The following is an 18608-nucleotide window of genomic DNA, read 5'->3' on the forward strand; positions in this document are numbered from 1 at the left end:
CAAGCTGTTCAAATAAAGTGTTTGGGTAATTCGAAATATTTTCCCTTACTTGACGCTTGTAAACTTTTCCTGTACCCTATTTATACAAGAATAAATTTTACATTGTAACCAATTTAAATGCAAACAACCATAAAATGAAGAAACTAGTATTTATTGCCTTGACTCTTATTTCTACAAACCTGCTAGCCCAGCGACCACAAATGGAACAAGGAAAAGGCTCTTTGGCGTTTTGGGAAAATTTGACCAAACTATGTGGAAAATCTTTTGAAGGAGAAATGATCAATGCCTCTGAAAATGATCAATTCTATGGTAAAAAATTAGTGATGCATGTGAGAACCTGCGAAGATGGCAAAATCACAATTCCATTTCATGTAGGTGATGATCATTCTAGAACATGGGTTTTGACAATGGAAGAAGGAGATGTAATCAAGCTGAAACATGATCACAGGCATGAAGACGGTACTGAAGACAGAGTGACTCAATATGGGGGAACAAGCAGCAATACAGGCATGTCGAAGGTTCAATTTTTCCCTGCCGACCAAGAGACTACAAGCTTGATCCCTTATGCAGCCACAAATATTTGGTGGATAACTTTGGACGACACTACATTTTCTTACAACTTAAGAAGAATCAACAACGACTCTTCAATAAATGTAAAGTTTGACTTGACCAAAGAAGTAGATACTCCACCAACTCCTTGGGGCTGGGAAGATTAATAAAAATTAAAAAGGGAAGAAATCTTAAATCTTCCCTTTTTTATCTTTTAGGTAATTTTGAACTGATTTTTTGGAGGTATACCACACACGACCCTCTTTGTACGCTTCTATTTTTCCCTGGCGTGCCAACAAACTGATGTATTCCTGACCATAAGGCACTTCAGGCTCTTTTACTATATTGGAAATGGCATCAAAATCACCCGTTGTATCCTCCAAACTGTTTAAATATATGGTAAGCGACCTATCGACAGCTTGCACAATAAGAAACAGCAGCTTATCAAAGTTACCATTGTTAGCTAAATTCAAAGCTTGGTAATAGCGCTTTGTATCCACACCTAATATCACCGCAGGAGGAAAACCTTCTTTCATTAAGAGTAAATTCATTAGCAGCCGAACCGTACGCCCATTCCCATCAAAAAAAGGATGCACCCACACAAACCGATGATGAAACAAAGTGACTTTTTCAAGAATATCCATTTTACTAGTATTCTCCCAGTCAATAAGATCAGTAATTAAATCAGGCACTTTTAGCGCATTGGGCGGTATAAAATTAGCACCTCCAATACGAACACCAGCCGTACGAAATCTTCCAGCAAAATCCTTTTGGATTTTATTGAGAACCAACTCGTGTACATCCAAAACGTCTCTTTCAGTAAGCTTATAATCTGATGATACCAAAGACTCGACATAGTCTATAGCATCTCTGTGATTTACAATTTCCAGATGCTCATTTAATGATTTGCCACCCACTGTAATCCCATCTTCAAGCACCATCCTGGTCTCTTGCAGTGTGAGCGTATTTCCTTCAATGTGATTGGAATTATAAGTCCATTCTACATTCAAGTTTTCTCTAATATTGGCAAGCAACGCATACGGAATAGGACGGAATTCATCCAATCTTTGCTTTTTCTTATGCACTGATTGCATCAATTGTAAGGTGATTTCACCCAATTGCCCTATATCAAAATTATATCTCATACCCCAAAGGTACGATTTTTCTTCTAAACATCGGTAAGTTTAAATTACATTTTACCCGATTTTTTTTTACAGAATAATATATCAACAAATCACACTTCTGATCAATAGAATTAATTCCAAGTATAAAGAAAACTGGAAATAGCACTTCCAATAATCTAAAGATCAAATACTAAACCTAACATTAAAAATTTGATGACTAACTGTAAAATTGAAATGATAAAGTATGATAATTAAGGCATAAGACTTACTTTTATTGTTGAGTTTTAAATCTTTCCTTATGAATAAATTAACCCTAAGTAATCCTTACTTCATTTTTTTAGGTATTTTGTTATTCGGATGCAAATCCGAACCGCCTAAAGTAAATCTCGAAGACCTTTATGCTGATCATTCAAATCTTAGTGGCAAAAAAGAATATCTCAACTCCCCCTATGTGACAGCTGGAGACCGGGTTTACATGGTTGGCCATCAAGATGGGACTTTTCCTGATTTGGGATGGCATGTTGAAGGAGAAATGGGGGGGATTTGGAACCACCCAATCAAATTGATGGACGGTTTTACAAATTCTATTCAGATTGAGGGAAGCTCATATTGCCTTGATAGAGCTGATCAATTCATAAATTACCCTTTTGGCAATAAGCATATTTTTTCATCTACAATCCCCGAACTAGAAGTTAAGAGATTCCAGTTTGTTCCTGAGGGAATAGAAGGAATGGTCATCGAGTTTTCATTTAGTAATAATGGAGATGAAAAAAAGTCATTTGATTTCAATTTTACAGGACATACTGACTTAATGCCTGTTTGGCTTGGTGATAGGGCCGGAATGATCGACGATGTGGATAACTTAACTTTTGATGAATCACGGAAAGCGTGGAGGGGAAAAGATGCTTCAAATGATTGGTATGTACTCTTCGGTTCAAATCAAGACGGAATTCAAGAAGAGGGAATCGACATTTCTTGCCTATATGAACCACAAGGCAACGGTGTATCGGCCAATCTCAAATATACAATTACAGTAAAGCCTGGAAAGGTCAATACCATCCGATTTTTTATAGCTGGTTCATACAAAGATCAGGATTCAGCAGAAAAAACCTACGATCTTTTGTCAAAGCATGCGGACACGTATTTGAAGGAAAAAATCGAACATTATGAAAAAATTGCCTCCAAATCAAGAGTAACCATTCCAGACAAAGAACTCGAATTGGCTTTTGAATGGGTCAAATATAATACAGAATGGTTAGTCAGAGATGTCCCAGAGATAGGAAGAGGCTTGGGAGCAGGAATGCCAGATTACCCATGGTGGTTTGGTGTGGACAATGAATATACGCTCAAAGGTGCAATAGCTACAGGCAGAAAAGATTTGGTCTATAGCACAATTGAACTTATCCACAAACTATCTGAAACAAATGGAAACGGCAAAATCATCCATGAAGTAAGTTCCAATGGTGTGATTTTCAACCCTGGAAATATCAACGAAACTCCGCAGTTCGCATCCTTGATATATTGGGTTTACCAATGGACTGGAGACAAAGTGTTTTTGGAAAAGTATTATCCTTTCATTAAGAAAGGTTTGAAATGGCTAATGGAAGAAAATGATCAGGATGGCAATCTTTTCCCTGATGGATATGGAATGATGGAAATCCATGGACTTGAATCGGAGATGATCGATGTGGCTGTTTACACCCAAAAGGCCTTTGCTGATGCTGCTAAGATGGCGAAAATCATGGGTGAAACAGAACAGGCTGAGAGTTATCAACATACAGCTGATTTGCTAAAAGAAAAAATCAACAAGGAATTTTGGGTTGAGGAATACAACTCTTACGCAGATTTCATTGGTACTACATCTGAGGCACTGCACTTGATAGATGCGGCAATTGTAAGAGCCGATACACTTCAAAAGCCTTGGGCGGTAGAGGAGCTGAAAGCAACTAAACAGAGGTTATCCACATATCCAAGAAACAAAAAGCAAGGATTTGTTCTCTTCCATAATTGGGTGGTCAATACACCTATGGAAATGGGAATAGCAGAAGAAAAAAAGGCAATCAAAGCCCTAAACAAGGGAAGCAAATTCGTAAATCCTTTTGGGGTGTTCGTTACCGGAATAGATCGAGATGAAGCCTCCGAATCTGCTGATGGAAAATTTGAAGGGAGTAAAGTCTTTTCATACACTGGCGCAGTGATGACTTTGCCAACAGGTGTCCAAGCTATTGCAGAGAACAACTATGGAAGACCTGATGAAGCTTTGGGTTACTTACAAAGAATGACCAAATCCTTCGGATTTGCACTCCCTGGGTCGATCTATGAAGTATCGCCCGACTATGGAATGATGGCACAGGCTTGGAATCTCTACAGCTATGCGGTTCCTTTGGTGACACAGTTTTTTGGGATAAACCCAGATGCTCAAAATAAAGTTATCCACATCAAACCTCAAATGCCAAGTTCCTGGAATTCAGCCAAAATCGAAAATGTAATTATGGCCGACAACAGTATTTCTATGGATTTCAAAAAAGAAGGTAACGAGATTCTAATTGAAGTCATACAAGAGAATGGAGATTGGGAAATACATTTAGACCCTTCATTTTATCCTGCAAAGTCAATCAAACTCAACGACACAGCATTTGATTCTGTAGAAAAGGGAACGTACTCAAGCACTGGCAAATCGATTTCGTTTAAAATTACACTCTAATGAAGCCTTTCCTCTCCTTGATTTTAGCCTTCTTATCAATTTCAAACTCATTTTCTCAAAATGCAATTCTTGATTTTCAATTAGAAGGGAAGTTAAAGAAGAACGAGCTTTTCAAACTGAATATGGGTGGTAATGGATACGAATCAAACGATCTGAGTGAAAAAAAGACTGGTTTTGAAGTAGATATTTTAGAACAAATATCATTATTGAAGGTAACTAAAAGAGGGACAATTTTAGGTAGAAAATCCTTTTGGATTGTACCCGGTGAATATACCATAACTGGAACAGTAGATCCTTTTCAAATCAACATTGATCCAGTAAATGAATATCAAAAACTTCAAGATCAAATAAGTCTAGCAAGAAATTTGGATTCAAAACTTGAAATCATTGAATCTAATCTAGGTAGTCTGGTTTCATTAGCTAATCTAAATTCAATTAGCAATCAGCTTGAAACAGACGTTTTGGAATCACTTATAGAAAAAATCCCCACATCGTTTCATGAAAATCTATCTTACCAACAGCTAGAAAGTGATCTTCTCAAAAGAGAGTTTAGCAAATCTGGTAAAGGGGAAATGTTTACCGCCTTTGATTTAGAAGATAAAAAGGGAGAAATCGTCTACCTAGAAGACTTGAAGGGTAAGCCCACCTTAATTGAATTTACATTTAGTGGTTGCGCTGGATGTATAAAAGCACTTCCAGAGCTTAGAGAAGTCCATGACCTTTATGAAGGAAAACTTAATGTGATTAGCATCTATAGTGACAAAACAAAAGAGACTTTTGAGAACAACAACCCAATCTACAAAAAGGAGTTAATCACTTGGCTTTCTCTTTGGGACCCTACAAATTTTGTATCTACAATAAATCAAATCAACACCTATCCCACTTTTATACTTCTGAATGAGAATGGTGAAGTCATAGATCAATTTCAAGGTGGTTCATATGGAAAGATTAAAAGAAAAATTGCACGTTTAAACCTCGAATAATCAAATCCCAAAAGCTGTCAAAACAAGCTCTCTGGGGCCTCCATGATTTCTGAATTCACATAGATAAATTCCTTGCCAAATTCCGAGGTTAAGTTTTCCACCTGTTATAGGTATTTGAAGACTATTTCCCAAAAAACTGCTTTTTAAGTGCGCAGGCATATCATCTGACCCTTCATAAGTGTGGATAAACCGTGGATAACTCTCCGGAACTAGCTCATTGATAAACGTTTCAAAGTCCCTTCTGACTGTAGGATCAGCATTTTCATTGATAGTCAGACCAGCTGAAGTATGCTTTATAAAAACCTGAAGCACTCCTGCCTGTATTTGACTGATTTCTGGAATCCCATTTTCCACAATCTCTGTGATCAAATGATACCCTCTTGGATAATTTTTTAGCTGAATTTCTTGTTGGTAAAGTTTCATTTTCTAGTTAATAGCTTAAAAATAATGTCCATAAGCGCCAATTATACTTACTGAGATTTTTTCACCATCTATCCTATATACTAGACGATGAACCTGATTAATCCTTCTAGACCAAAGGCCCGATTTACTATGCTTAAGCTTTTCTGGTTTACCAGTGCCAGTTTCTGGATGTATTTTCAACTCCTCAATCAAATGGTAAAGCTTTTTTAAAAGCGTAACATTTCCTGCTTTTTTGAGCTTTTTAATATCTTCTATAGCCTCAGGTGAAAAAATGATTTCGTAGGTCATAATCCAAATAAATCCTTAAGCTCCTGATCACTCAACTTAACTCCCTTTCCGTCTTGAAGAGATTTCAAACTCTTTTCAATTCTCTCTTTGATTTTGGGATCATCAAAGAATCTATCATTTTTTATTTTAGAAGTCAATTCATACGACTTATCTTTTCTTTTGATGACTACTCGCTCATTTTGATCTACTAAATCGAAATACTTCTTTTGATTTTCCCGAAATTCCCTAGAATTAATAACTATCATAACCTCATATTTTTGTGTACACAATAAAGTACATAAATATATGAATAAAAGTTCGAGACCAAGTATTTTTTTCAAAGGAAAATACTCCTAAAGTTATTCACACTTTTAACAGAATTTCAAAATAAAGCCTAAATATCCAAAGCTAACAATCCATTAATATTAACCCACCATCTCCGCCCCAATCCCACTCCCATCAGGAAAAACTATAGAATCCGAAGTGATCACAACCCCTCTTGCAATATCCTTTTTCAAAAGCATGGCTCCATCCATATCAACATAATCCAACAGCGGAGCAATATGGGCAATTGCAGTGATGCCGACCGAAGATTCAGTCATGCAGCCTACCATTGTTTTCATTCCCAATTTTTTTGCTTCTGCAATCATTCTTAATCCAGGAGTAATTCCTCCAGCTTTTACCAACTTCACATTGATTCCATGAAATAGCCCATGGCATTTTTTCACATCAGACTCCACGATGCAACTTTCATCTGCGATCACAGGCAATTTGCTGTATTTATACACTTCCTTCATCCCTTCCAAATCATCTTTGCCCAAAGGCTGCTCCATAAACTCCACATTCAACCTTTTCAGTTCATCAGAAAACAAGATGGCTTGGTCTGCAGTCCAAGCACAATTTGCATCGATCCTAAAGGGAGAATCCGTATGCTTTCTAAGCTCCCTGATGATCTCCATATCATGTGGAGTCCCAAGTTTGATTTTATACAAAGGCCAGTCAACCTCTTTCATCTTTTCGACCATCTTCTCAACAGAATCTATCCCTATGGTGAAATTGGTCAAAGGAATATCTTTTGGGTTCAAGTTTAAGTATTCGTATAGTTTTTTTCCCTTTTTCTTGGTAAAGATATCCCAAGCAGCCATATCCAAAGCACACTGGGCAAAAGGATTAGCTTCAAAAATACTTTTACACAATGCCCAAAGTTCTTCAGGCGTTTCCCACTTTCCATTTTCTACTAAATCCCTTGCATTTTCTAGTGACTCGCAAATATTCTCCTGCGTCATTCCATAAAAAGGATTGGTAGTCGTCTCACCCAAGCCATAAAGGCCTTCGTGCTCAAGCTTCACAATGACGGTATCTTGCACATCTCTACTCTGATGCGCGATAGTAAAGGTATGCTTGAGTTCAAGGTCTCTAACAAAAAAAGAAAGTTTCATGTGTCGGTTATTTGAATTATGAGATAAAATAAATTTGGCTAAATTTAGCTAAAGATAACCATTCACTTATGAAGACTTTAAAAAATACACTGCAAATTTTAATGCTGACTATTGTTTTGGCATGTAGTGGCGAAGTAGAATATGCGACAAATATCGACGTCAGCGATTTAGAAGTAGCATATGAACAATTCAGACAAAAAGAAATCAATCAAAGAAGATTCAAATATGAATCAATCACAGATTTGATCACAAAGAGAGAGCCTCTTTTTCAACTTGAAGAGATCGGTAAATCAGTTGAAAGCAGACCTATTTATCAATTGACTACTGGCAAAGGAGACACCAAAGTAATGCTTTGGTCACAAATGCATGGAAATGAAAGTACAGCAACCATGGCGCTCTTCGACCTGATGAATTTTATGGAAGGAAAAGAAGATGCTTTTACAGCAGTGAGGGAAAAAATATTGTCAAAAATCACGTTAAGGATAATTCCGGTGGTGAATCCGGATGGAATGAACCAATGGAAAAGAAGAAATACGCTAGATATTGACCTCAATCGGGATGCTGCTTCTCTCACCTCTCCTGAGTCCAAAATCCTGAAAAATGCAAGGGATACCTTCTCTCCACATTTTGGATTCAACTTACATGATCAGCAGATATATTACAACGTATCCCAAACAGAAAAACCAGCCAGTATATCAGTTTTGGCTCCTGCCTACAACTTTGAAACAGAAGTAAATGATGTTAGGGAAAAAGCAATGCAAGTAATTGTTGGCATCAATAACCTTTTGCAGGAAGTGATCCCAGGGCAAGTTGGAAAATATGATGATGCTTTTGAACCCAGAGCCTTTGGTGATAATTTCCAAAAATGGGGCACAAGCACAATTTTGATAGAATCGGGCGGCATGGCAAATGACCCTGAGAAGCAGGAAATCCGGAAATTGAATTTTATGCTACTGCTTCACGCATTGACAGAAATTGCGGACGAAGCATACAAAAATTACGAGCTTGAAGATTATTTCTCAATTCCTGACAATGACCTGAAGCTAATGGACTTGATCATTAAAAACTTGAGTTTGAGCCAATCTGACTATCCACATCAAGTTGACATGGGGATTAGAAGAAGAGAATATGAAACGAGTGAAGGGTATTACAACAATGGGAGCATCGATGACTTGGGTGATCTGTCTGTTTTTTATGGCTATGAAACTTTGGATGCAAGCGGATTGAATGTTGTCGAAGGTAAAATTTTTGAAACGCCATTTTCCAAAATCGAAGAAATCACAGAAGAAAAAACCTTGGAGTTGTTGCAAAAGGGATATTTAGCCGTGCGAGTTGAAAACATTAATGAAAATGAACTGTATAATGTGCCGATTTTGATTTTGTCAAAAAAAGACCAGATTCCATTTGGTATCAAAACTGGAGGTAATCCAAATTTCTTTTTGGAAGAAAATGGAAGATTAAAACATGCTGTAGTAAATGGCTTCTTGATCGATTTGCTAAATAAAAAAGATCAGGTATATCGCATGAAAGCCTTATAAATCCACAATATTATCTTTAAATTTGAATAAATAATTCTATACAGCATCTTTGAGGAGTGAGATCTATCAAAATTAATCTTTACAAATTGCTCACTTCCCAATGTAAGGCGTCAGTTAAGACGCCAAAAAACCTTACAGGTATATTAGAAAAACTTTGATGTATTTAACCCAGACTTATGAGACAACACCTAACAGCCGCCATTTTTGCATTGGCTATCATCATTTCCGCCGCAATATTGGGCAATTCTATTGTCAACAGAAATAAAAAATCAGGTACAGTGGATGTTACTGGACTTGGTGAGCAGAATTTCTCTTCTGATTTGGTTGTGTGGGAAGGGAATTTTAGCAGAGAAAGCTATGAAATCAAGGACGCTTATGCTGATTTGGAAAAGGACCGTAAAGCAGTCACAGATTATCTAGTCAACAAAGGAATTCCAAAGGAACTGATCATTTTTAAGGCAGTCAATACCAATCCGCAATACCAGCAGAATTACAACAGTAGTGGTAATTATATGGGACAGACTTTTCTAGGCTACCAATTGAATCAATCTATTCAGATCGAGTCCAACGAAGTCGATAAAGTCGAGCGAATCTCCAGAGAAATCACAGAGCTTCTTCTTCAGGGTGTCAAATTTTATTCTCAGCCTCCTAGGTACTATTACACAAAGCTGGAAAGCCTCAAAATAGAAATGATCTCAAAAGCAACAGAAGATGCAAGGCTAAGAGCTGAGAGGATCGCGGAAAATTCTGGGTCAAAACTGGGACAATTGATCTCTGCCAATATGGGAATCTTCCAGATCACAGGGCAAAATTCGGCAGAAGACTATTCTTGGGGAGGCACATTCAATACAAGCTCTAAAGAAAAAACTGCTTCTATCACAATGAGGTTAAGCTACAGGGTGAAGTAGGAATTGGATTTTTGCTATTTTAAAAGCAACAAAAATCCTCAAACCTTTCAGGTTTTATTGACAATCAATTAGTTATTACAATAAGATAAATGAAATCTGGAAGGTTTTTTATCACCATAATTCAAAATATTAGATTAACATTTTGCAGATTTTAGTAGAGAACTAAATTACCTTAGGGTTGAAGTAAGATCGTTTTGATTTGGATAGAGCCGACTAAAGAAGTTTACTCCAAATGAGTGAAATTTGTGAAAATCCTTGTACTACCTTTGATTTCTCTGTGTTAATAATTTCCTAAAAGCTCAACATAGGAGAACAGTAAGATGTACATAAGCTAGTTAATAAAATAATTCCGAAATAAAAGCACACATGACAAATAACGATATATTAAGAAGCCTGCGTTATACTTTTGATTTCTCGGATGATGAAATGATTTCAATTTTTGGATTGGGAACATTGGAAGTTGGCCGACCAGAAGTAAGTGACTGGCTCAAAAAAGAAGATGATCCCGAAAGCAAACCTATCTATGACAAAGATTTAGCTGCGTTTCTGAATGGTTTGATTGTCAAAAAAAGAGGAAAAAAAGAGGGTGAACAACCCCTCCCAGAAAAAAAGCTGAACAACAATACGATTTTTAGGAAACTGAAAATTGCAATGAACATGAAAGATGATGAAATTTTGGACACTTTGGACTTGATAGGTTTCAGATTTGGAAAACATGAACTCAGTGCCTTATTTAGAAAACCTGAACAAAGCCAATACAGACCTTGCAAAGATCAGGTATTGAGGAATTTTTTGAGGGGTTTGCAAGAGAAATATAGGCCAAGTGAGAATTGATTTTCAAATCCATTTTTGGAGCAAAAAAAAAGAGAGGAAACCTTTAGGGTTTCCTCTCTTATTTAATTGGAGATAAAGACACCTTAAGCGTCTTTTCTCACTCTGATTTTTTCTCTGATCTTAGCAGCTTTGCCTTGACGTCCTCTCAAGTAGAACAATCTAGCTCTTCTCACTCTACCTTCTCTTAGCAATTCAATTTTGTCGATTGAAGGAGAAAGGATAGGGAAAATTCTTTCCACGCCGATTCCGTTAGAGATTTTTCTTACAGTGAAAGTCTCACCGTTAGTATTTACATTTTTTCTTTGTATTACAGTACCTTGAAACTGCTGAACACGCTCTTTGTTACCTTCTTTGATCTTTACGTGAACATTGATGGTATCACCTGCCTTGAAAGAAGGGAAAGAAGCTCTTAGCTCTTTATATTCCGCTTCTACAAATTTAATTAGTTCGCTCATAGCTTTGTATTTTATGTGCTTGTAGCAACTACACCTTGGTGCAGTCTTCTGTTGAATTCATTTATTTTAACGCTTGATGCTGTTATCGCCTATTAGAAATCTTTGCCTTCCATCAGGTCGGGTCTTCTTTCTTTGGTACGGCGAACCGATTGCTCAAACCTCCAATCATCGATTTTTGCCTGATGGCCTGAAAGTAAAATCTCAGGCACTTCCATCCCATCGTAAGCCGCTGGTCTGGTATATACCGGTGGAGCTAATAATCCATCCTGAAATGAGTCTGTCAATGCTGAAGTTTCGTCATTGAGTACTCCAGGTATCAATCGGATGATGGCATCAGTCAAAACTGCCGCTGCCAATTCTCCTCCCGAAAGGACAAAATCTCCAATACTGATTTCTCTTGTAATGAATCTCTGTCTCACCCTTTCATCCACACCTTTGTAATGTCCGCAGAGCATGATCATATTTCCTTTTAGAGAAAGTTCATTGGCCATAGACTGGTCAAATGTCTCTCCATCAGGAGTCAAGTAAATGACTTCATCATACTCCCTTTCACTTTGTAGTGCCTGGATACAACGCGCAATAGGCTCTATCATCATGACCATACCAGCACCGCCTCCAAATGCATAGTCATCGACTTGCTTCTGTCTACTTGTGCTGTATTCTCTCAAATTGTGAACCCTTACCTCAGCTAGGCCTTTTTCTTCCGCTCTCTTGAGAATGGAATGTGCAAATGGCCCATCTAACAACCCGGGAACAACTGTGATGATGTCTATACGCATCTTAGTCTTCTAAGTATATTTCAAGTAATCCTTCGGGTAACAAGCAGAAAACTTTCTTTTCTGTCTTATCGACTTTTTGGATAATACCATCCTGAATAGGTATCAGGACTTCTTTTCCTTTGTAGTCTAACCCTATCAAATCTTGGGTTTGAAGATCGTAGATGACTTTTATTTCCCCGATCAAACCGAGTTTTTCATCTATGACTTCGAATCCTATAAGTTCATGGAAATAATACTGATCCTCTTCCAATTCTGCCAAAGCCGTGAGTGGGAGGTACAATTCAGAACCTACCAATTTCTCTGCCTCGTCCATGGTATCATGATCTTCAAACTTTGCGAGCATTTTATTATTAGGCTGCAAATCGAAGTATTCAAGAAAGAAAGGAACAAGTCTGGATTTTTGGTCAATAAAGACATGCTTTAGGTCTTCATATTCCTCTGGATAATCCACGTCCAGCACTACAGTCACTTCTCCATGAAGCCCATGAACCTTAGAAATATAGCCCAATTGAAAGCAATTGTCTTTGTTCATGGTATAAATAGGATATTAAGCTTGAGTTTCTTCACCTTCAGCAGAAGCTTCAGGAGATTCTGTTGCTTCTTCAGCAGCAGGTGCTTCAGCAGCAGCAGCCTCAGCGGCAGCAGCAGCTTTCGCTTCATCTTCTCTTGCTTTGATTGCGTCAAGTCTAGCTTGGTTTTTCGCAACTTCAGCATCTAGAGCCTTCTGACGAGCATCAGCTTTCGCTTGCGTCAATTTATCCACTTTTCCAGTGATAGACTCTTCTTTAGATGTTTTCCAAGCTTCGAATTTGCTATCAGCATCTTCTTGTGAAATAGCACCTTTCAATACACCGATTTGAAGGTGTTTCTGTAACAATACACCTCTATAAGAAAGCATAGCCTTTACAGTATCTGTTGGCTGAGCTCCATTCAACAACCACTGTAGAGCACGCTCATTGTTGATGTTGATAGATGCAGGGTCAGTGTTTGGGTTGTAGGTTCCCAATTTCTCGATAAAGCGTCCATCACGTGGAGCTCTAGCATCAGCTACTACTACGTCATAGATGGCCATTCTTTTTCTACCTCTACGCGCTAATCTGATTTTTACTGCCATATTTTATTGATATTTAGTGAATTGATGGATCTCGTCCATCGTAATTTTTGGACTGCAAAGATAAGATTTTTAATTTGAAAGTCACAAGTAGTCAGAAATATATTTGCTTCTTTGGTGTATTTTGGATTAAATTGGCGTTTCTTTGGGAATTGAGAATGGAGAAGGAAGGCTCAAGTGAATGCTATCTCGCAAAAAGTGCGAAATTTCAATGATGTACAGCTTGTGTTTAATGCGGGATCACAACTAAGGTCCTAGCGAATTCTTGATTCATATTTGGAGTTCTTTACTCTTATTTTAAAAAAATGGCTGCGTAGTTCAATGGATAGAACAAGCGTTTCCTAAACGCTAGATCTAGGTTCGATTCCTAGCGCGGCTACAAATATGATTTAAAAATAAATTTTTTTGACGGATATGAATAATGCTTTTTACGCGTATGTATTGAAAAGTAGGGACCATAATTATCTTTATAAAGGTCATTGTAAAAACCTTCAAAAAAGGCTCATTCAACACAACGCAGGAATGACTAAATCATTAAAACCTTACATCCCTTTGGATATTGTATATTTTGAAGAATTCAAAACTCTAGAAGAAGCAATTAAAAGAGAAAAATACTTCAAATCTTCAAGAGGCAGGGAATTCCAAAAAAAATACTTGCTGCGTAGTTCAATGCCCGCCCTGATGACGCCAGTCGGACTGGAGTCGGGTTCTCGTTGGAGATAGCTTGTGCGCCGCGGCGTATAAATATACACATATCCCGGTTTTTCTATCGTGATTTGATTAGTTTTTAGGAGTTGATGTGAGGACAAAGACGAGAGTCTTTGGGCCAGGGTGTGCGGCAGGAGCCTATCTCCCTTGCTGCTGAGGTTACTGGCCTGAATGAGGAACTCAACAGTTGGTAGTTCTGATCAAAAACAAGAATATTCAAGTATGCCTTAGGCCCTGTGGAATTGTCACCACCATAGCCTATCAGACCTGCAAATGGCATAGGTTGGGTACCTGCTGTAGCACCATCTATCACTACAGAGGATACGTTGTTTGCCAAATTATTGATCAGCTGGGCAAATGCAGAACCAGGCGTTCCAGAGGTGTTCGGATCAAGGTATTTTACATACACCACTGCATCTATTTTGTCCCTAGGTTTCACTTCAAGCGACTTGGCAAGGCCATACTTTTCATTGCCAGCCCCAGTGAGCCTGATGGAATAAGAACTTCCTGTTGCAGGAGTTCTATTGAAGATCGGTGCATTGATCCCATGTCCTGCAAGCTGGCTCAAGCCTAAAACACTCCGTAATGAAAAAAAAGCCTCTATTGGGTTTTGTTTTTCACAGCATATTTTTCCAAATGAGTTTCAAACTCCTTTTTCTCTTCAAAACTCATCAAAAGATAAAGCACTAGTCTTTCTTTACCGAATTTTGATGTAAACTTCCAAACTGTTTTATTATCGATGGTAATTTCATGTTTCCCTACCAATTTATATGTTTCAAAATCATTAAATCTTAAAACCTTCCCTCCTTTATGATATAAACTTTCTTCAGTTAATTTAAGCTCCTTTTTTTTGATTTTGGGTTCACTGAAGAAACTCCCAATCATTACAATAAAGGAAACAAAAAACAGCAATATGAAAATAGTATATGTGTACCCTGGTAACCCAAACCTTTGTATCAAGTTATCTGAATTGTGTAATCCCTTAAATGGGAAAGCATAAAAAATGATGGTTACAGGCATCATTATATAAGGAAAAAGTTTTTTAATATAAAATTCAATTAAATTTATCTCTTCAATTTTCATTGTACACCTTTTTAAACCTAATCCAATAAGCTAGATCTTCTAGAAGAACATCAACTAAAATCAATTCTCTTTCCGTGATTTCATGCACAGTAAAAACTCTGTTTCCAATAATCAATTTATCGTCTTCCAAATGATATTTAAATTCTGTTTCACCTGGAAACTCAACCCCTCTATTATTTCCAGAAAACACCAAAATGGAATTATTCGAATAACCTTTACCATCAAATGTAAAATCTACAGTATCCCCCTTATAAATCAGATATTTATCAACACCTTGCCATTTGCCAACAATTGGAGAATCCAAACTCATACTTAAAGCGAACATCAAAATTATAGACAACAAAAACCTCATACATTTTTTAACTATTAATCGTTATTTCTTCTATTTTTTATTTTCTGTATAATATCCTTTAAATTATCATTCAAATAGCTCTGAGCAGCTTCTACCCCTTTGTCTGTAGATAAATCAAAACTACTAAGTGAATCATTAAGAACATTATATATATTATTCAAATTGTTGGTAACTGTTCCGACACTAAGATTACCATTATTAAACTCAAGTAATCCTTCATTTGAATAATTAGAATTGGCATGGCCACTTAGTTCTATAAAATGGAATGTAAGTGATTCTAACTGTTCTTGTGCTGTTGCTGAAGAGGTTAACTCTTTAGTTGCAAAGAAGACACCAAAAACTTTATTAAATGTATTTATTTTTTTTGCACCATCTGCCAGCATTTGTTGATTTTGACCAACCATTGGGTCAACAGACCCCATTTGTGCCACAGATTCAGCTCCTGACAAAGCACCACTAAATAAATTCGACCCAATCGCAGTTGCATCACCACTACCTAAGTTTGCCTTAGCTCCTTCATATAATAATCCCAACGCAAAACCAGCAGGAGCAAAAGTTGTAACAACTCCCATGCTTGCATTTGCGCTTTTCCTTCGAGCTGTTGTAATTCTCCTAGCTACGACTTTACCTTGACTATTTCTATAAACATTGTTGCTTGAGAATGGTCCCTTGACTCCATCACTAGGCCATTTCCCATCAGGGTCAATAAATCGGATCGGGTTATTGAAACCAAAGCTGTAAAGTGAAAATTGAACTCCCTTCTCTGCCATCGGATCCACAACACCCCATCTCCCAAGATCACTCATATACATCCTCGCCCCAAAATCATCCCAGCCTGTCAGTTCTACCCTCTCCTTGCCATTAAACTTAAACTTCTGCCCAACCCCACTAGGTGCCGAGTACGAGTTAAACGTCATCCCAAATGGAGGGCAAAGACGGGAGTCTTTGAGCCAGATTGTGCGGAAGGTCCTTTTGGACAATCGGGGTATTGGTATGGGTTACCTTGAAATCATCAAAAGCCTGTCCCGAACTTGTTTCGGGAAACACTTCAACGGGAGTAGCATTCTCGTTGGAGATAGCTTGTGCGCCGCGGTGTATAAATATACACATATCCCGGTTTTTCTATCGTGATTTGATTAGTTTTTAGGAGTTGATGTGAGGACAAAGACGAGAGTCTTTGGGCCAGGGTGTGCGGCAGGAGCCTATCTCCCTTGCTGCCGAGGTCACTGGCCTGAATGATGAACTCAACAGTTGGTAGTTCTAATCAAAAACAAGAATATTCAAGTATGCCTTAGACCCTGTGGAATTGTCACCACCGTAGCCTATCAGACCTGCAAATGGCATAGGTTGGATACCTGCTGTAGCACCATCTATCACCACGGAGGATACATTGTTTGCCAAGTTACTGATTAACTGTGCAAAAGGTGTTCCCGGTGTTCCAGAGGTGTTCGGATCAAGGTATTTTACATAGATTTCGTTCTTTTGATGATTATTGGATTTTACATAAATGATCATTTCCGACTAAAAAAAACTTAATAGAGCGTCTTTGGATAGTTAGTGAAATGGTGAAGATTATCTTGATCAATTCCTCTTACTTTTTGTCTTGACACAAAAAGTAACAAAAAAGTCAAGACGGAGATATCCTATCCACGCTATAGGCCACCGCTGGCCCGGATCTCCGTCATCCCGCCAGCAAGAATGAAAAACAGTTTGAGGAAATAAAACCAGAGATAGATTGGAAATATAGTACTGGTATTCGAAGTTTTGAAATACTCTTGAGTCATTTCATTTGGCTATTCCAACCAGCAACCTGGCTCTTCGCTAAAAACTTTATAAAAGTTTTCTTAACGCCTATCTGAAACGGCAGGCAGGCTCGGTCCTCATTGTTATCATAGAGATACTCATCGGAAACATTTGCCCCATCCTTAAAGCCCGAATCTTTACCGGAGGCATCGGTCACCTTGCTGAGCTGGTTGCCTTTGGTGTAAAAAATATAGATTTTTAGTTCAGTTGTGATTAATAAGTTTTATCAGATGATCGGCTATTTCCAGAATCACAAAATCTTTAGATGTGTGCGAGTAGTTTTCAAACTACCCGCACACCCATTAAAATATTGAATCTAGATGTTACTTCCAAAATTATAATCACTTCTTCGGTTTCAAAAATTCAGGTATTTCTTTCCACCCCTCCTCAGGAACTAATACTGAATCAGGAACAGTGATATTATATAAAATTCCGTAAAAAGTAGGATCATCAATAAAATAGTAGCCTAATCTTTTTTCACCCTTTTTTATTTTCTTACATTCCATGGTAAAACAATTGGCATAACGCAGCTCTCCATCCGCCAAATAAGAAATCTTCATCCCATCTCTTTTGCTATCAGAGTATCTTTCATAAAACTGAAGAACCGTGTATCTTACTTCGGAAGTATATTCTATATAAGCTTTGTAACAGACATAGCCAAACCCTATAAACAAGAACAGGAAAAAAAACCTTATTGCCCATTTGGTGTGTGGATCTTTCAAACCCTGATCATAGTTTTGCTCAATCATTATTACTCTTATTTATTTGATTGGTATTAAATTTCATTATCATATCTGTACTCAAAAACAATACAAAAGATGCTCCGGGAGACTTTATAGTATTAGTTATAAAATCAGTTGCAAGCCCTGCGGCCGTTCCCGTTCCTAAATTTGTCAAACCTCGATTACCTTTATTTATTGCAAAACCCAAATTGCTATTTCGCTGAGAAAAAGGTGTATAATCCATATACATTTTGGGTTATGATCTAAAATTAATGCAAATCACAGAATTTTGTACTACCACCGTAAGTTCTAATATTTCAGTCACTTTCACTTTGGTTTCAAAAATTCAGGTATTTCTTTCCACCCCTCCTCAGGAACTAATACTGAATCAGGAACAGATATTTCAAATATAACATCATAAATGGAAGGGTCTTTTATGAAATAAAATCCCAAGCGTTTTTCTCCTACAATTATTTTTTTACAATCATTTGAAAAGCAATTATCGTATATATATCTACCCTCAACTTTATAAAAAACCTGCATTCCAATCCTCTTACTATCAGAATACTTTTCATAAAAATTAATAATAGTATATCTAATATCTGATGTGGTTGCGATGTGAGATTTATACGCACCATACCCAAAGGCTATAAACAAGAATAAGAAAAACAAACCAAGAGCCACTTTGGTATGAGGATCTGTCCAGTCATTGTAGTTATTAGGTTTAATCATTACTACTCTTATTTATTTGATTGGCATTAAATTTCATAACCATATCTGTACTCAAAAACAATACAAAAGATGCTCCGGGAGACTTTACAGTATT

General features: G+C 37.4%; 24 protein-coding genes and 1 tRNA gene. 8 read left to right on the forward strand and 17 right to left on the reverse strand.

Annotation, left to right across the window (positions count from 1 at the left end):
* Window positions 1-134: 134 nt before the first annotated feature.
* Window positions 135-716: a hypothetical protein gene (locus MM213_RS11365; RefSeq protein WP_241412372.1), complete on the forward strand. Its 582-nt coding sequence runs from the start codon at window positions 135-137 to the stop codon at window positions 714-716.
* A gap of 24 nt (window positions 717-740) precedes the next feature.
* Here MM213_RS11365 and MM213_RS11370 read toward each other — a convergent pair whose 3' ends face one another.
* Window positions 741-1694 carry a Fic family protein gene (locus MM213_RS11370; protein WP_241412374.1) on the reverse strand — a complete coding sequence of 318 codons (954 nt, stop codon included), beginning with the start codon at window positions 1692-1694 and terminating at the stop codon, window positions 741-743.
* 277 nt (window positions 1695-1971) lie between these two features.
* Here MM213_RS11370 and MM213_RS11375 point away from each other — a divergent pair, with 277 nt between their 5' ends.
* Together MM213_RS11375 and MM213_RS11380 are read left to right on the forward strand one after the other, a co-directional pair.
* The gene (locus tag MM213_RS11375; RefSeq protein ID WP_241412376.1) at window positions 1972-4377 is read left to right on the forward strand and encodes an alpha-L-rhamnosidase-related protein; all 2406 of its coding nucleotides are present in this window, start codon (window positions 1972-1974) and stop codon (window positions 4375-4377) included.
* The gene (locus MM213_RS11380; RefSeq protein WP_241412378.1) at window positions 4377-5360 is read left to right on the forward strand and encodes a TlpA family protein disulfide reductase; all 984 of its coding nucleotides are present in this window, start codon (window positions 4377-4379) and stop codon (window positions 5358-5360) included. Before MM213_RS11375 ends, MM213_RS11380 begins: the two co-directional genes overlap by 1 nt.
* Here the strand turns inward: MM213_RS11380 and MM213_RS11385 are convergent, their stop codons facing one another.
* The 4 genes from MM213_RS11385 to MM213_RS11400 form a co-directional block, all read right to left on the reverse strand.
* Window positions 5361-5783 (reverse strand): secondary thiamine-phosphate synthase enzyme YjbQ, encoded by a 423-nt coding sequence (locus MM213_RS11385; protein ID WP_241412380.1) that lies wholly within the window; start codon window positions 5781-5783, stop codon window positions 5361-5363.
* A 15-nt stretch (window positions 5784-5798) separates the two neighbouring features.
* Complete coding sequence (locus MM213_RS11390; RefSeq protein WP_241412382.1) at window positions 5799-6071, reverse strand: Txe/YoeB family addiction module toxin; 273 nt, start codon at window positions 6069-6071, stop codon at window positions 5799-5801.
* Complete coding sequence (locus tag MM213_RS11395; RefSeq protein WP_241412384.1) at window positions 6068-6316, reverse strand: type II toxin-antitoxin system Phd/YefM family antitoxin; 249 nt, start codon at window positions 6314-6316, stop codon at window positions 6068-6070. The genes MM213_RS11390 and MM213_RS11395 overlap by 4 nt, the downstream gene beginning before the upstream one ends.
* A 159-nt stretch (window positions 6317-6475) precedes the next feature.
* A complete protein-coding gene (locus MM213_RS11400) occupies window positions 6476-7489 on the reverse strand; it encodes a dipeptide epimerase (protein WP_241412386.1) in 1014 nt (337 codons plus the stop codon).
* Window positions 7490-7557: 68 nt separating this feature from the next.
* Here MM213_RS11400 and MM213_RS11405 point away from each other — a divergent pair, with 68 nt between their 5' ends.
* The 3 genes from MM213_RS11405 to MM213_RS11415 all read left to right on the forward strand — a co-directional run bounded on the left by MM213_RS11405 (window position 7558) and on the right by MM213_RS11415 (window position 10769).
* Window positions 7558-9027, forward strand: a complete 1470-nt coding sequence (locus MM213_RS11405) for a M14 family zinc carboxypeptidase (RefSeq protein ID WP_241412388.1) — start codon at window positions 7558-7560, stop codon at window positions 9025-9027.
* Window positions 9028-9203: 176 nt separating this feature from the next.
* On the forward strand, window positions 9204-9935 hold the full coding sequence (locus MM213_RS11410; protein ID WP_241412390.1) for an SIMPL domain-containing protein: 732 nt from the start codon (window positions 9204-9206) through the stop codon (window positions 9933-9935).
* Window positions 9936-10301: 366 nt separating this feature from the next.
* Window positions 10302-10769 (forward strand): YehS family protein, encoded by a 468-nt coding sequence (locus tag MM213_RS11415; RefSeq protein WP_241412392.1) that lies wholly within the window; start codon window positions 10302-10304, stop codon window positions 10767-10769.
* A gap of 83 nt (window positions 10770-10852) precedes the next feature.
* On the opposite strand, the gene rplS is transcribed toward MM213_RS11415, so the two are convergent.
* The 4 genes from rplS to MM213_RS11435 all read right to left on the reverse strand — a co-directional run bounded on the left by rplS (window position 10853) and on the right by MM213_RS11435 (window position 13117).
* A complete protein-coding gene (gene rplS, locus MM213_RS11420) occupies window positions 10853-11224 on the reverse strand; it encodes a 50S ribosomal protein L19 (RefSeq protein ID WP_241273863.1) in 372 nt (123 codons plus the stop codon).
* A gap of 92 nt (window positions 11225-11316) precedes the next feature.
* Window positions 11317-12003 (reverse strand): tRNA (guanosine(37)-N1)-methyltransferase TrmD, encoded by a 687-nt coding sequence (trmD, locus tag MM213_RS11425; protein ID WP_241412394.1) that lies wholly within the window; start codon window positions 12001-12003, stop codon window positions 11317-11319.
* Between the two features lies 1 nt (window position 12004).
* The gene (gene rimM / locus MM213_RS11430; protein WP_241273861.1) at window positions 12005-12535 is read right to left on the reverse strand and encodes a ribosome maturation factor RimM; all 531 of its coding nucleotides are present in this window, start codon (window positions 12533-12535) and stop codon (window positions 12005-12007) included.
* Between the two features lie 15 nt (window positions 12536-12550).
* Window positions 12551-13117, reverse strand: a complete 567-nt coding sequence (locus MM213_RS11435; protein ID WP_241412396.1) for a 30S ribosomal protein S16 — start codon at window positions 13115-13117, stop codon at window positions 12551-12553.
* 304 nt (window positions 13118-13421) lie between these two features.
* Between MM213_RS11435 and MM213_RS11440 the strand changes: the two genes are divergently transcribed.
* Together MM213_RS11440 and MM213_RS11445 are read left to right on the forward strand one after the other, a co-directional pair.
* Window positions 13422-13493 (forward strand) — tRNA-Arg (locus MM213_RS11440).
* Window positions 13494-13528: 35 nt separating this feature from the next.
* Complete coding sequence (locus MM213_RS11445) at window positions 13529-13837, forward strand: GIY-YIG nuclease family protein (RefSeq protein WP_241412398.1); 309 nt, start codon at window positions 13529-13531, stop codon at window positions 13835-13837.
* A gap of 64 nt (window positions 13838-13901) precedes the next feature.
* On the opposite strand, the gene MM213_RS11450 is transcribed toward MM213_RS11445, so the two are convergent.
* The 8 genes from MM213_RS11450 to MM213_RS11485 all read right to left on the reverse strand — a co-directional run bounded on the left by MM213_RS11450 (window position 13902) and on the right by MM213_RS11485 (window position 18514).
* Window positions 13902-14390 carry a hypothetical protein gene (locus MM213_RS11450; RefSeq protein ID WP_241412400.1) on the reverse strand — a complete coding sequence of 163 codons (489 nt, stop codon included), beginning with the start codon at window positions 14388-14390 and terminating at the stop codon, window positions 13902-13904.
* A 32-nt stretch (window positions 14391-14422) separates the two neighbouring features.
* Complete coding sequence (locus tag MM213_RS11455; RefSeq protein WP_241412402.1) at window positions 14423-14905, reverse strand: hypothetical protein; 483 nt, start codon at window positions 14903-14905, stop codon at window positions 14423-14425.
* Entirely contained in the window at window positions 14895-15230 is a 336-nt protein-coding gene (locus tag MM213_RS11460) for a hypothetical protein (RefSeq protein WP_241412404.1), read from the reverse strand. Before MM213_RS11460 ends, MM213_RS11455 begins: the two co-directional genes overlap by 11 nt.
* A gap of 41 nt (window positions 15231-15271) precedes the next feature.
* The gene (locus MM213_RS11465; RefSeq protein WP_241412406.1) at window positions 15272-16174 is read right to left on the reverse strand and encodes an RHS repeat-associated core domain-containing protein; all 903 of its coding nucleotides are present in this window, start codon (window positions 16172-16174) and stop codon (window positions 15272-15274) included.
* A gap of 343 nt (window positions 16175-16517) precedes the next feature.
* Window positions 16518-16772 (reverse strand): hypothetical protein, encoded by a 255-nt coding sequence (locus MM213_RS11470; RefSeq protein ID WP_241412408.1) that lies wholly within the window; start codon window positions 16770-16772, stop codon window positions 16518-16520.
* 629 nt (window positions 16773-17401) lie between these two features.
* Window positions 17402-17809, reverse strand: a complete 408-nt coding sequence (locus MM213_RS11475; RefSeq protein ID WP_241412410.1) for a hypothetical protein — start codon at window positions 17807-17809, stop codon at window positions 17402-17404.
* Entirely contained in the window at window positions 17802-18026 is a 225-nt protein-coding gene (locus MM213_RS11480) for a hypothetical protein (RefSeq protein WP_241412412.1), read from the reverse strand. The genes MM213_RS11475 and MM213_RS11480 overlap by 8 nt, the downstream gene beginning before the upstream one ends.
* An 83-nt stretch (window positions 18027-18109) precedes the next feature.
* A complete protein-coding gene (locus MM213_RS11485) occupies window positions 18110-18514 on the reverse strand; it encodes a hypothetical protein (protein WP_241412414.1) in 405 nt (134 codons plus the stop codon).
* Between the last annotated feature and the right edge of the window lie 94 nt (window positions 18515-18608).

The organism is Belliella alkalica, assembly GCF_022549785.1.
Taxonomy (GTDB): domain Bacteria; phylum Bacteroidota; class Bacteroidia; order Cytophagales; family Cyclobacteriaceae; genus Belliella; species Belliella alkalica.